This is a genomic window from Clavibacter davisi, assembly GCF_052751415.1.
This window is the reverse complement of the sequence record NZ_CP199882.1, coordinates 3,094,343-3,107,082: the sequence shown is the minus strand read 5'-3', so window position 1 is coordinate 3,107,082 and position 12,740 is coordinate 3,094,343. Positions and strand designations below refer to the sequence as shown.

Below are 12,740 nucleotides of genomic sequence, written 5' to 3'. Positions count from 1 at the left end.
GCACGGGCCGGATCGCGGATCAGGCCAGCAGGTCGCGGATCCGGCGCACGCCCTCGAGCAGCGCCTCGTCGCCGAGCGCGTAGCTGAAGCGCAGGAAGCCGCTCGGGCCGAAGGCCTCGCCGGGGACCGCCGCGACCTCGGCCTTCTCGAGCAGCACGTCGGCGACCTCGAGCGAGGTGGTCGGCGTGACGCCGTCGATGTCGCGGCCGAAGAGCCCCGTCACGTCGGGGTAGACGTAGAACGCGCCCTGCGGCGTGGGCGTGACGAAGCCGGGGATGGCGTCGAGCTCGGCGACGATCGTGCGGCGGCGGCGGTCGAAGGCCTCGCGCATCCGGTCGACGGTGTCGCGCGGGCCCCGGAGCGCCGCGATGGCCGCGCGCTGCGAGACGTTGGACACGTTGGAGGAGAGGTGCGACTGCAGGTTGCCGGCGGCCTTGATGGCGTCGGCCGGGCCGACCATCCACCCGACGCGCCACCCGGTCATCGCGTACGTCTTGGCGACGCCGTTGACGAGGATCGTGCGGTCGGCCAGCGCCGGCACCACGTCGACGATGCTCGCGGCCTCGGCCCCGTCGTAGACGAGGTCCTGGTAGATCTCGTCGCTGATGACCCAGAGGCCCTTCGAGTCCGCCCATTCGCCGATCTCGCGGGTCTGCTCCCGCGAGTAGACGGCGCCCGTGGGGTTCGAGGGCGAGACGAAGAGGAGCACCTTGGTGCGCGGGGTCCACGCGGCCTCGAGCTGCTCGACGGTGACGAGGTAGCCCTGGTCGGCGCCCGCGAAGACGTCGACGGGCACGCCGCCCGCGAGCCGGATGGCCTCGGGGTACGTGGTCCAGTACGGCGTGGGCACCAGCACCTCGTCGCCCTGGTCGAGCAGCGTCTGGAACGCCTGGTAGACGGCCTGCTTGCCGCCGTTGGTGACGATGATCCGGTCGATCCCGACGTCGAGGCCCGACGACGTGCGCGTCTTCTCGGCGATCGCCTCACGCAGGTCGGGCAGGCCGGCGGCGGCGGTGTAGCGGTGGTTGCGGGGATCGCGCGCCGCCTCGACCGCGGCCTCGACCACGTAGTCGGGCGTCGGGAAGTCGGGCTCGCCCGCTGCGAAGCTGATGACGGGGCGTCCGGCGGCCTGCAGGGCCTTGGCCTTGCCGTCGACCTTGAGGGTCGCGGACTCGGCGATGGATCCGATGCGGGTGGAGACGCGGCTGAGGGGGACGGTGCTCTGCGGTTCGGCCATGCCCATGAGCATAGGGATCCGGCCCGTGCGCCACGCCGGGTCCGCGGTCCCCGGGCGGACGCTCGGACCGGGTGGGCGCGGATGCTGGTACACTCGTCCGGGTCGGTATCTCCGCCATGCTCTTCCGCGCCCTCTTCCGTCCGTGCTCGCACGGTCCGAGAGGGAGGGTCGCGAAGGGCGCGGGGCGGATGTCGACGCAGAGGGTGGTGGCTCAATTGGTAGAGCAGCGGTCTCCAAAACCGCAGGTTGCAGGTTCGAGTCCTGTCCGCCCTGCTAGATGGAACGGGTCCCCGGGCACGTGACATCGCGGCTCGCCCGAACTCCGGGCGGAGCCGAGCAATGCAGGAAGGGACCCACGCGTGGCGCGGAAGATCGTCGACGAGCCGAGCGAGGAGATCGTCGCGCAGGCTCGCGAGCAGCGGGATGCACGACGCAACCCCTTCGCCCGGCTGGTGCTCTTCATCAAGCAGGTCGTGCAGGAGCTCAAGAAGGTGGTCACCCCCACCCGCAAGGAGCTGCTCACGTTCACGGGAGTGGTGCTGGCCTTCGTCATCGTGATGATGGTGATCGTCTCCCTCCTCGACCAGCTGTTCGGGTACCTCTCCATCGTGGTGTTCGGCAACGGCGCCTAGCACCAGGCCCGCCCGCGAGGGCGGGACGGGACGGACGCGCACAGCGGGCGGGACACCCGCCCGGCATCGCGCGGGCACGACGGCGGCCGGGATCCCCACGGATCCCGCATCCGCGCGGCCCGGCGCGGGATCAGCACGGCACGGAACGGCAACGCACGACGAAGAACGAGGGAAGTAGATCCATTGGCTGAGAGCAAGCGCGACGACGTCGACCTCGCCCCCGCGGCGGAGCAGTCCTCCGAGGTGGACGAGGTCCAGGAGGGCCACGCCATCGAGTCCTCCGAGGAGAGCTCGGACGCGGCGGAGCACACCGCCCTGCACGTCGAGTCCGACTCGGTCGAGACCGACCTGACGGCGGCGCTCGACGCGATGGAGTCCGTCGAGGACCCCGAGGCCGACGCCATCGTCGAGGACGCCCTCGACATCGACTCGCCCGACGAGGCCGAGGCCGCCGTCGAGGCGACCGACGACGAGGCCGAGGAGGAGGCAGCCGAGGAGGCGCTCGAGCCCGCCGACGTCCCGCCCGCCACCGCCGAGGACGTCGCCCAGGCCGAGGCCGACCTGGTGCCCGCCGACGACGCCGTCGAGGACGACTCCGATGTCGACCCGTACGAGGACTTCCGCAAGGAGCTCCGCTCCAAGCCGGGCAAATGGTACGTCATCCACTCCTACGCGGGCTTCGAGCGCCGCGTGAAGAGCAACATCGAGAACCGCATGGTGTCGCTCAACATGGAGGACGACATCTACCAGATCGAGGTCCCGATGGAGGACGTCGTCGAGATCAAGAACGGCCAGCGCAAGATGGTCAACCGCGTGCGCATCCCGGGCTACGTGCTCGTGCGCATGAGCCTCAACGAGGACAGCTGGTCGGTCGTCCGCCACACCCCCGGCGTCACGGGCTTCGTGGGCAACGCCCACAACCCCACGCCGCTGCGCTTCGAGGAGGCCTTCTCCATGCTGAAGAGCCTCGTCGAGATCAAGGAGGTGGCGCAGGTCAAGGGCCAGCCCACCAAGGGCGGCCAGGCCCAGCGCGTCGTCGCGGCCGAGGTCGACTTCGAGATCGGCGAGACCATCACGATCAAGGAGGGCTCGTTCGCGGGCCTCCCCGGCTCCATCAGCGAGATCAAGCCCGAGAGCGGCAAGCTCACGGTCCTCGTCTCCCTGTTCGAGCGCGAGACCCCGGTCGAGCTCAGCTTCGACCAGGTCACCAAGCTCTAGGCGGTCGGGCCGCGCGGCCCGCTCGATCTAGCAATCAAGGAGAAGGAAGAGAAATGGCACCGAAGAAGAAGGTCACGGGTCTGATCAAGCTGCAGATCAAGGCCGGCGCCGCCAACCCCGCACCGCCCATCGGGCCGGCGCTGGGACAGCACGGCGTCAACATCATGGAGTTCTGCAAGGCGTACAACGCCCAGACCGAGTCGCAGCGCGGCAACGTCATCCCCGTCGAGATCACCGTCTACGAGGACCGGACGTTCACGTTCATCCTGAAGACGCCCCCGGCCGCGGAGCTCATCAAGAAGGCCGCCGGAGTCGCCAAGGGCTCGGGCACGCCGCACACGGTCAAGGTCGCGAAGCTCACGATGGACCAGGTCCGCGAGATCGCCGAGCAGAAGCAGGCCGACCTCAACGCCAACGACATCGACGCCGCGGCGAAGATCATCGCCGGCACCGCCCGCTCCATGGGCATCACGGTCGAGGCCTAACCTCCACCACCCGCGGATCCCGTCCGGGATCCGCTCCAGCATCACGCGGGAGAGCCAGCCAGGCTCACATCCACCGCACTCTCGAAACAGGAGACACGAATGGCGAAGTCAAAGGCCTACCGGGCCGCAGCCGAGAAGATCGACCCGACGAAGGCGTACACCGCCTCCGAGGCCGTCGAGCTCGCGCGCGAGACCGGATCCAGCAAGTTCGACAGCACCGTCGAGGTCGCGCTCAAGCTCGGCGTCGACCCGCGCAAGGCAGACCAGATGGTCCGCGGCACCGTCATCCTTCCCCACGGTACCGGCAAGACCGCCCGCGTCATCGTCTTCGCGACGGGCCCCGCGGCCGAGGCGGCCATCGCCGCCGGAGCCGACGAGGTCGGCGGCGACGAGCTCATCGAGAAGGTGGCGGGCGGCTACACGTCGTTCGACTCCGCCGTCTCGACGCCCGAGCTCATGGGCAAGGTGGGACGCCTCGGAAAGGTCCTCGGACCGCGTGGCCTCATGCCCAACCCCAAGACCGGAACGGTCACCCCGGACGTCGCGCGCGCGGTGTCCGACATCAAGGGCGGCAAGATCGAGTTCCGCGTCGACAAGCACGCGAACGTCCACTTCGTGGTCGGCAAGGCGAGCTTCTCGCCCGAGCAGCTCTCCGAGAACGTCGGCGCCGCGCTCGAGGAGATCGTCCGCCTCAAGCCGTCCTCCTCCAAGGGCCGCTACGTGCAGAAGGCCACGGTCTCCACGACCTTCGGCCCCGGCATCCCGGTGGACGTCAACTCCATCTAGCCCCACCGCGCGACGAGCGCACGCACGACCAGCAGCACAGGAAGGGCCCGCTTCGGCGGGCCCTTCCGTCGTTCCCGGGGTCCGGCGCTGCCTAGGCTCGAGGGGTGAGCATCCCGGATCCCGCCGTCCCCTCCCTCCGCGTCGCGACGCCCGCGGACGCCGACGCGGTGGCGGCCCTCGCTGCCCGCACCTTCGCCCTCGCCTGCCCTCCGAGCACGACGGCGGAGGCGATCGCCGAGCACGTCCGGACGGTCCTCTCGCCCGCGCGCTTCGCCGCGCACCTGGCGAGCCCGGCGCATCGCGTGCTGCTCGCGGAGGTCGACGGCCGCGCGGTCGGCTACACGATGATCGTGGCGACTCCGCCCGCGGATCCCGACGTCGCGGGCGCGCTGCGGCTGCGGCCCGTCATCGAGCTGAGCAAGGTCTACGTCGAGCGCGGATCCCACGGGGCCGGCGTCGCGCGCCCGCTGATGGCGGAGACGCTGCGTGCGGCGCGCGGGCTGGCGGGGGAGCACGGTGCCGACGCCCTGGCGGGCATCTGGCTCGGGGTCAACGAGCACAACGCGCGTGCGATCCGGTTCTACGCTAGCCAGGGGTTCCGCATCGTCGGCACGCGGTCGTTCCGCCTCGCGGACTCCGTGGAGACCGACCGCGTCATGGAGCGGCCGCTGGCGGATCCCACCCCGTGACGAGGTCCCCGGATCAGCCGCGCGACACGTTCAGCACGACCTTGCCGCGCGCCCGCCCGCTCTCCATGTGGCGGTGAGCCTCGGCGGCGTCCTGCAGATCGAAGACCTCGTCGACGTAGACCCGGATGTCGCCCGACTCGAGCAGCCGGGCGATGACCGCCAGCGTCTGCCCGTCGGGCGCGACCTCGTAGTGGGTGGCGCGCACGCCCGCGGCGGCGGCGTCCTGCACGAGCGTCGGCCAGCCCTGCATCGGCGCGCTGACGATGAGGCCGCCGCGGCGCAGCACCGGGAGCGAGCGGGTGCCGGTGTCGTCCGTGCAGTTGCCGACCAGGTCGATCACCACGTCGACGTCGGCGAGCACGTCCTCGAAGCGCACCTGCGTGCGGTCGATGACCTCGTCGGCGCCGAGCTCCGCCAGCCAGTCGACGTTGCGGGGCGAGCCGGTCGCGATCACGCGGGCGCCGAAGTGCCGCGCGAACTGCACCGCGAAGTGGCCGACCCCGCCGGCCCCCGCGTGCACCAGCACGACCTGGCCCTCGTGCGCCTTGCCGATGTCGACGACCATGCCCCACGCGGTGAGCGCGCTGACGGGTGTCGCCGCGGCCTCCACGTGCGACAGGCGCGCGGGCTTCCGGGCGAGGCTGACGCTGGGGACGGCGACGTAGGGGGCGTAGCTGCCGGGCATCCGCGGCGCCATGGCCAGGCCGAAGACCTCGTCGCCCGGGTGCAGCGCGTGGTCCTCGTAGGGCGACTCGACGACGACGCCGCTGAAGTCGCGCCCGAGCACCGCAGGCAGGGCGCCGAGCGCCGGGCCGCCGGGCCCGCCGGCGCGCAGCCGCAGGTCGACCGGGTTCACGCCCGCGGCGACGACCTTCACGAGCACCTCGGAGTCGAGGCGGCGCGGCACGGGCACGTCGGCCATCCGCAGCATCTCGGGCCCGCCCGTCTCCGTGACGACGGCGGCGCGCATGGTGGCGCCGAGCGGGGTGAGGGCGAGGGACGCGGCCGCGCGATCCCGCTGGGCCTGGGCGGCGACGCCGGCTCTCGACTGGACGACCTGGCTCATGGTGCGACCCTCCCTCGGACGTGACGGTGCGGTGGATCCCACCGCGCCCCCGCACCACCAGTGAAGTCGGCGGATGAGTCCGGCGTGTTTCCGCGGTGTTCCCCGGGCGAGAAGAATGCGCGGGCGGGACCGGTCGGCGTCGTGCCGGGGCGGATCAGGCCAGCCCGCGGGCTCCCGCCGGCGCGTTCGCCATGCGCACGATGAGGGCGATGAGGTCGTTCGCGCGCGCCACGAGCGCGGCGATCTCGGCCTCGTCCCGGTCGATCCACTTCCACTTCGGGATGTCGTGCACGGGTACGAAGTCCACGTGCTGCTCCCAGACGATGAGCGAGCGCTCGGCGCCGAGCACGTACTGCTGCCACCAGATCTGCCGCAGGTAGTTGCGCGGGATGCTCCGCCACGGCTTCGCGGTGGTCTTGATCTCGGCGAGCTCGAGCCGGCCGTCGGCGCGGAGGCCCACGCCGTCGGGGGTCGCCAGGTGCCGGCGCTGCCCCTCGGCGTGGAACAGGTGCGCGCTCGGGACGATGCCGTGCTCCGCCTCGACCCAGCGGGCGATCTCGGGCTCGCGCTCGCGCCCGTGGTCCGTGTAGCGGTTGCCGCCGAAACCGGATCCGTAGAGCTTCTCGAGCGCGACGGCCTGGAGGGAGGCGTCGGTCGCGAGGCGGGCCACGTCGGTCGCGGTGATGCCGAAGCTGCGCGCGCGGAGCCACGCGACCCGGTCGGACGAGTGGGCGACGATGCGCGTGAGGTGCGGCGGGGGAGGCGGCGGCGCGGGTGCGGTGGGTGCCAGGTCGTCCTCCCACGGGAAGGCCAGCATCTCGTCCGTCACGGGCTCCAGGGTACGCCGCGGATCCGGTGCCCCGGGGACCTCGCGCGGGCGGATCATGCTGCCCGACGACGGGCTTGTCAACAGGCAATGCGTTTGCGACCAGGGCGCGGAGGATCGTGCTAGAAAGGCGTCGTCCCACCCACCCACACCAGCACGGAGAGAGGAAACGGCATGACCCTGCTCATGGAAGGACCGGCCCGCACGGGAGCATCGGCGCTCGCGGAGGCGCCCACGCGCGTCGAGGAGGTCGACGCGGCGCGCGCCGACGCGCTGCTCGCGGAGGCGTTCGGCTTCACCATCACGCACCGCGGGCGGGAGGCGGAGGTCGTGATGGCCGACGTCACCCTCTGCTGCAGCACGTGCTGCTCGTGCAGCAGCAAGCAGCAGCCTCGCTGACGCATCCGCCATGGACCCGTCGACGACCTACTCGGTGAGTCCCCGCTACGCCGTCGGGGAGGTGGAGGACACCCTCCACCTCCTCGGCGGCCGCGAGCTGGTCTCCCTGCAGCTGCCCTCCGGCGACGCCGTCTCCGCGGTGTCGCGGCTCCTCTCCCGACCCTTCACGCGCGCGGACGTCGACGAGGCGTTCGGCGTGCACGCCCCGGTCGTGGCCGACCTCGTCGACGAGCTCGTCGTGCGCGACGTCGTCGTGGGCGCGCCCACGCGGCCCGCCGCCGATGCCGCGCCCGATCCCGTGGGCCGCCTCGACGACCCCCACCAGGCCGAGCTCGCGCACGTGCTCGACGAGGCGCGGCGCAACGGCGGCGACCGCACGGGCCTCGGCCGCCCCCGGGATCCGCGCACCCCCGCGCGGGTCGCCCTGGTCGGCGACGCCATCCCGACCCTGCTCGCCTCCCTGGCCGAGGCGCTGCCCTCGGCGGAGCTCACGGACGAGGCCGGCGCCGACCTGGTCATCGCGGCCGGCGGCCGGCGGGTCCTCCGGGAGGTGGGCGCCCGGATGCACGCGGCCGGTCGCGACTGGCTCCCCATCCACCCGTTCGACGGCCGCTTCCAGCTCGTCGGCCCGGTGGTCGTGCCGGACGAGGGGCCGTGCCTCGAGTGCGTCGCCCTGCGCTGGGCCTCGACCACGCCGTTCGCCGCGGACCACGCGGCCGCGGCCGACGCGGTCGCGCCCATCGCCCGGGATCCCGGGCTCGACGCCATCGCGGCGGGCTTCGCCGCGCGCTACGCCGCCCGCTGGGTCTTCGCGCGCGACTGGCTGGTCGCGAGCACCGTCCTCGTGGTCGAGCCGAAGGTGCTGTCGGCGGAGGCGCATCCGGTCTTCCGCGTCGCGCGCTGCGGCACGTGCGGGCCGCGTCCCTACGCGGGGGTGGTGTCGCCGTGGCGCGCCTGAGGACGGCGGGCACCGACGTGGTGAGCCCGTACACCGGGCTCGTCGCGTACTCGCACCCCATGGCGTTCACGCCGGACGCCATCCCCGACGCCCTGCACTCCGCCCGCACGGCCGACACGGGCTTCCTCGCGGGCATCCCCACCGAGGGGTTCAGCATGGGGCCGGGCGGCGACGGCGCCGCGGCCCGCAGGTCGTGCGTGGGCGAGGCGGTGGAGCGCCTCTCCCTGGCCGGCGCCCGCGGGTCGTTCCGCACGCCGCTGGGCTCCGACGCCCGCCAGGTCGAACCGGACGCGTTCCGGCGCTTCCATCCTGCGCAGCGCGAGGATCCGGCGTTCCCGTTCGAGCGCGCCGAGCGCGGCGACCTCCTCACCTGGCTCGCCGCGCGCTCGCTGCACGGCGGGAGGCCGGTGCACGTCCCGGCGCAGATGGTGGTCTTCGACGACCCGCACGCGTCCGACGGGCACCGCGAGCGGCACCTGGAGCCGGCCACCTCGTCCGGCGTCGCGGCCGGGCCCACGTTCGGCTTCGCCGCGGGGCGGGCGATCCTCGAGCTCATCGAGCGCGACGCGTTCCAGCGGGCGTGGTTGCGCGGATCCACGCCGCCGGTCTTCGACTGGCGTGCCAGCCCGCGGCTCGCCGAGGCCACCCGGAGGGAGCTCGCGCGGCTGGAGGAGCTCTGCGGGCGGTTCGGCGCCGCCTTCTCGCTGCGCGTGCTCGACGCCGCGGCGGACGTGCCCGTGCTCCTCGCCGTCATGCGGAGCGACCGGATCGGCGTCGCGGTGGGCTGCGCGGCCGACTTCCGCCTGGACCGGGCCGTGCTCAACGCCGTGCGCGAGGCGGTGCACACCCACAACTGGTGCCTGCGGCTGCTGCCCCGGCCGCCCGTCGAGCCGTCCGCCGTGGTCGAGTTCGAGGACCACGTGCGGCTGCACTGCCCGCCGTCCGCCCGCCCGCTGTCGGCCGCCCTCGACGCGTCGGACGAGCGCGTGGCGTCCGTGGGCGGGCCGTCGAGCTGGGGAGAGGTCGTGGAGGGGCTGCACCGGGAGGGGATCGAGGTACTGCTGGCCGGGATCACCTCGCCGGAGGTGCGCGCCGCGGGCTTCCACGTGGTGCGCGCGCTGAGCCCTGACCTCGTCGCGCTCGACGTGCGGCACGACGCCCGGTTCCTCGGGCATCCGCGGCTGTACCGACGGTGGCGGGACGGGCCGGCGATCCACGGGCCAGCCGACCTCGTCGGCATCCCGCACCCGTTCCCGTGAGGGCGGCCCGCCGCCCCGCGTCTCCGTCATCGCGAGCCGGCCCGACCCGGCGCGCCCGCACCGCCCGTCGCCCGCACCACCCACCGCGCCCGCACCGCCCACCGCGCCCGCACCACCAGGAGGACCCCATGAGCATCACCGACATCGGCACGGCGCCCGCGCGCACGGCGGAGGACGGCCCCGGCGGGACGGGCACGGAGTCCCGTCCCGCCGCGGCGCCCGCCGGCAGCGTCGGCCCGATCTTCAGCGTCGGCGGCGCGGTCGAGCGGGCGGCGGGCGACCTCGCCGAGGACTTCCACGAGGCGTCGAAGATCACCCGCATCACCCACCCGGGCTGGACCGACGTGCGGTACGCGCAGCAGCTGGCGCAGGAGGCGCAGGGCGTCGCGGACGCGGGACCGGGCGGCGCCACGAGCGCCCCGCGCCTGCTCCCGGCGCTCGCGCTGCCGCCGGCGCTGCCGCTCCCGCACGGGCTCGGGGCGACGATGGCGGCCCGGCGGTCGGCGGATCCGGACGAGCTCGCGGCGCCCCTCGCGCTCCCGGAGCTCGCGACCGTGCTCCGGCTCGCCTACGGGCCGCGCGGCGACGGCGGCACGGGCCGCTTCGTGCCCTCGGCCGGCGGGCTCTACCCGCTCGACCTGCACGTCGTGGTGCGGGCGGCGGAGGGCGTCGCGGCGGGGATCCACCAGCTCGACCCGCTCGACGAGGCGCTCGTCGACGTGTCCGGCCTCGACCGCGTCGGCCGGCTCGCCCGCTTCCGACGTGCGGCGCCGACGGCCATGGCGCCCCTCGCGGAGCAGGCGGCCGTGACGATCGTGATCACCGGCAGCTTCGAGCGCTCCCGCACGAAGTACGGGCTGCGCGGGTACCGGCTCACGCTGCTCGAGGCGGGGCACGTGGCGCAGAACGCGCTGCTGGTGGCGACGGCGCTCGGGCTGCCGTCGATCGGCTGGGTCGGCTTCGTCGACCACGAGCTCGACGCCGTGCTCGGGCTCGACGGGGTGACGCAGTCGTCGCTCTACGCGGTATCGCTGGGCGGGCGTCCGGAGCGGGGTTGCACCGGATCCGTGCCCGCAGCCGCAGCCGCGCCCGCACCCGCCGCGCGGCGTCCCCCCGACCCGCACGCGGCGGCCGCCGGCGCGCGGCACTTCGCCGAGGAGGAGGCATCCCATGACTGACGCGGTGGAGCTCGACGGGATCACCCGCGCCTTCGGCCGCACGCGCGCCCTCGACGCGGCGTCCTTCGCGCTCGCGCCGGGGCTCGTGCACGCGCTGCTCGGGCCGAACGGATCCGGCAAGACCACGGCCATCGACGTGCTCACGGCGACGCGCCGGCCGGATGCGGGCCGGGCCCGCGTGCTCGGCCACGACGTGCGTCGGGGCGGCCCGACGGCCTCGCTCGTCGCGGTGATGCCGCAGGCGCTCGCGTTCCCGGAGTACCTCACGGTGCGCGAGGTCCTGGCCCTCGCGCTCGTGCCGCACGCGGGCGCGCTGACGCCGGCCGCGGCGATCGACCGCTTCGACCTCGACCGGCTCGCCGCGCGCCAGACCGGCGGCCTGAGCGGCGGCGAGCGGCGGCGGGTCGCGCTCGCCTGCGTGGTGGGCGCGGGCACGCCCGTCGTGGTGCTCGACGAGCCCTCCGCCGCGCTCGACATCCCGGGGCGGGCGGCCGTGCGCGACGCCATCACGGCGGTGCGCGACTCCGGCCGCACCGTGCTCCTCGCCTCGCACGACATGGAGGAGGTCGCCGCGCTCGCCGACACCGTCGTGTGCCTCGACCACGGACGCGTCCTCGGCCACTGGACGGCGTCCGACTTCCGCGGGCTCGCGGGGGTGCGCCGCGTCGGCTTCCGGGCGACGCCGCACGAGGCGCGCGCGTTCCTGCCCTGCGGCGCCCGGCCCGAGCAGGTCGCCGAGCCGCTCCCGGGCGAGCGGGTGCGCTGGGTCATCGACACCGACCGGTCCGACGTGGTCGCGGGCCTCGTCCTCGCCGCCATAGCGGAGCCGGAGCTCACCGTGACGGAGCCGGGCCTCGGCGAGATCTTCGCGCGCGTGCTCGAGGGCGGAGGGCCGGGCGGCGCCGCGCCGGGTGGCAGCACCCCGGATCACGGATCCGCCGCCCCGCCTGCGCCCAGCGCCGACCCCGCCCGCCGCACCGAACACGAGGAGCCCCGCGCATGACCGGCACCGATCCGCACCCCGCCCCGACGATCGGCGCGCCAGGCGCGTCCGTCGCATCCGGACCATCCCGGCAGGGCCCCGCGCCGACCCCCGCCCCGCTCCCGCCCCGCCCCACGGCCCGACGCCGGGCCGCGATCTACCGCGCCCACGTCGTCAGCGAGCTGGCGCAGAACGCGCGGATGCCCGCCTTCGTCCTCCCGCTCCTCGCGTACCCGGTCCTCATCTACGTGGTGGTGGGCCTCCCGCAGGGCGGTCCTCCGGGCGCGCGGCTCAGCGTGCTCCTCGGCTACGTCCTGTTCTCCGTGCTCGGCACGGTCACGTTCCAGTTCGGCGTCGGCGTCGCGTCGGCCCGCGAGTCGCCGTGGGAGCGGTGGCTGTTCACGGCGCCCGTGCCGGCGTGGATCCGCCTGGCCGCCAAGCTCACGGTCGCGTGCGTGTTCGGCGTCGTCTTCGTGATCCCCGTGGTCGCGGTCGGCGTCCTCGCCGGCGGCGTGCGCGGCGATCCGGCCACGCTCGCCGCCGTCGGGCTCGCCGTGCTGGCCGGCGCCATCCCGATGGCGCTGCTCGGCCTGGCGATGGGCTACTGGTTCCCCGCCCGCGGAGCGCTCGGCCTCGCGAACCTCGTGTACCTGCCGCTGTCGTTCGCGGGGGGCCTGTTCACGGGCGGCGACACGAGCGGCACGCCCTGGGAATCGCTCACGGTGCTGCTGCCCACCGGCGCGTGGAGCACGCTCACGAGCGCGGTCGCCCGGCAGGACACCACCGTCATCGGCCCGCCCCTGGTGATCCTCGCGGCCTGGGCCGTGCTGCTCGGCGGCGTCACGCTCGCCGGCTACCAGCGCACCCAGTCGGCGAACTTTCGCTGACGCCGGCCCGCGAGCGGGCGCGGCCCGGTGTGTAGCGTGGATCCCGCGCGGCGTCACCGGGCCGCACCGCACGTCATCCGTCACCGTCGACGAGAGGGAAGCATGTCCGCGAGCACCACCCCGTAGCCCTGTTCACCG

The 12,740-nt window shown here is 74.1% G+C and carries 14 protein-coding genes and 1 tRNA gene; 12 read left to right on the top strand and 3 right to left on the bottom strand.

Annotation, left to right across the window (positions count from 1 at the left end):
- Positions 1-19: 19 nt before the first annotated feature.
- Positions 20-1,249 (bottom strand): pyridoxal phosphate-dependent aminotransferase, encoded by a 1,230-nt coding sequence (locus tag ACU4ZT_RS14790; RefSeq protein WP_063071526.1) that lies wholly within the window; start codon positions 1,247-1,249, stop codon positions 20-22.
- Between the two features lie 188 nt (positions 1,250-1,437).
- Here ACU4ZT_RS14790 and ACU4ZT_RS14785 point away from each other — a divergent pair.
- The 6 genes from ACU4ZT_RS14785 (at position 1,438) to ACU4ZT_RS14760 (ending at position 5,047) form a co-directional block, all read left to right on the top strand.
- A tRNA-Trp gene (locus tag ACU4ZT_RS14785) sits at positions 1,438-1,510 on the top strand.
- Between the two features lie 86 nt (positions 1,511-1,596).
- On the top strand, positions 1,597-1,869 hold the full coding sequence (gene secE / locus ACU4ZT_RS14780) for a preprotein translocase subunit SecE (RefSeq protein ID WP_063071527.1): 273 nt from the start codon (positions 1,597-1,599) through the stop codon (positions 1,867-1,869).
- Between the two features lie 183 nt (positions 1,870-2,052).
- A complete protein-coding gene (nusG, locus tag ACU4ZT_RS14775; RefSeq protein ID WP_063071528.1) occupies positions 2,053-3,087 on the top strand; it encodes a transcription termination/antitermination protein NusG in 1,035 nt (344 codons plus the stop codon).
- A 53-nt stretch (positions 3,088-3,140) separates the two neighbouring features.
- Positions 3,141-3,572, top strand: a complete 432-nt coding sequence (gene rplK, locus ACU4ZT_RS14770) for a 50S ribosomal protein L11 (RefSeq protein ID WP_012299878.1) — start codon at positions 3,141-3,143, stop codon at positions 3,570-3,572.
- Positions 3,573-3,671: 99 nt separating this feature from the next.
- Positions 3,672-4,358, top strand: a complete 687-nt coding sequence (gene rplA / locus ACU4ZT_RS14765) for a 50S ribosomal protein L1 (RefSeq protein ID WP_063071529.1) — start codon at positions 3,672-3,674, stop codon at positions 4,356-4,358.
- Between the two features lie 104 nt (positions 4,359-4,462).
- A complete protein-coding gene (locus ACU4ZT_RS14760) occupies positions 4,463-5,047 on the top strand; it encodes a GNAT family N-acetyltransferase (protein WP_445337456.1) in 585 nt (194 codons plus the stop codon).
- 13 nt (positions 5,048-5,060) lie between these two features.
- Here ACU4ZT_RS14760 and ACU4ZT_RS14755 read toward each other — a convergent pair whose 3' ends face one another.
- Together ACU4ZT_RS14755 and ACU4ZT_RS14750 are read right to left on the bottom strand one after the other, a co-directional pair.
- Positions 5,061-6,113: an NADP-dependent oxidoreductase gene (locus tag ACU4ZT_RS14755; protein WP_445337455.1), complete on the bottom strand. Its 1,053-nt coding sequence runs from the start codon at positions 6,111-6,113 to the stop codon at positions 5,061-5,063.
- Positions 6,114-6,267: 154 nt separating this feature from the next.
- Positions 6,268-6,930, bottom strand: a complete 663-nt coding sequence (locus ACU4ZT_RS14750; RefSeq protein WP_445338669.1) for a YqaJ viral recombinase family protein — start codon at positions 6,928-6,930, stop codon at positions 6,268-6,270.
- Positions 6,931-7,113: 183 nt separating this feature from the next.
- Between ACU4ZT_RS14750 and ACU4ZT_RS14745 the strand changes: the two genes are divergently transcribed.
- The 6 genes from ACU4ZT_RS14745 (at position 7,114) to ACU4ZT_RS14720 (ending at position 12,602) form a co-directional block, all read left to right on the top strand.
- The gene (locus tag ACU4ZT_RS14745; protein ID WP_063071530.1) at positions 7,114-7,338 is read left to right on the top strand and encodes a hypothetical protein; all 225 of its coding nucleotides are present in this window, start codon (positions 7,114-7,116) and stop codon (positions 7,336-7,338) included.
- 10 nt (positions 7,339-7,348) lie between these two features.
- Positions 7,349-8,296, top strand: a complete 948-nt coding sequence (locus tag ACU4ZT_RS14740) for a TOMM precursor leader peptide-binding protein (RefSeq protein ID WP_445337454.1) — start codon at positions 7,349-7,351, stop codon at positions 8,294-8,296.
- The gene (locus ACU4ZT_RS14735; protein ID WP_254654509.1) at positions 8,284-9,555 is read left to right on the top strand and encodes a YcaO-like family protein; all 1,272 of its coding nucleotides are present in this window, start codon (positions 8,284-8,286) and stop codon (positions 9,553-9,555) included. Before ACU4ZT_RS14740 ends, ACU4ZT_RS14735 begins: the two co-directional genes overlap by 13 nt.
- A gap of 128 nt (positions 9,556-9,683) precedes the next feature.
- On the top strand, positions 9,684-10,733 hold the full coding sequence (locus ACU4ZT_RS14730; RefSeq protein ID WP_445337453.1) for a SagB/ThcOx family dehydrogenase: 1,050 nt from the start codon (positions 9,684-9,686) through the stop codon (positions 10,731-10,733).
- Positions 10,726-11,736, top strand: a complete 1,011-nt coding sequence (locus tag ACU4ZT_RS14725; protein ID WP_445337452.1) for an ABC transporter ATP-binding protein — start codon at positions 10,726-10,728, stop codon at positions 11,734-11,736. The genes ACU4ZT_RS14730 and ACU4ZT_RS14725 overlap by 8 nt, the downstream gene beginning before the upstream one ends.
- A complete protein-coding gene (locus ACU4ZT_RS14720; protein ID WP_445337451.1) occupies positions 11,733-12,602 on the top strand; it encodes an ABC transporter permease in 870 nt (289 codons plus the stop codon). The genes ACU4ZT_RS14725 and ACU4ZT_RS14720 overlap by 4 nt, the downstream gene beginning before the upstream one ends.
- Positions 12,603-12,740: the final 138 nt, after the last annotated feature.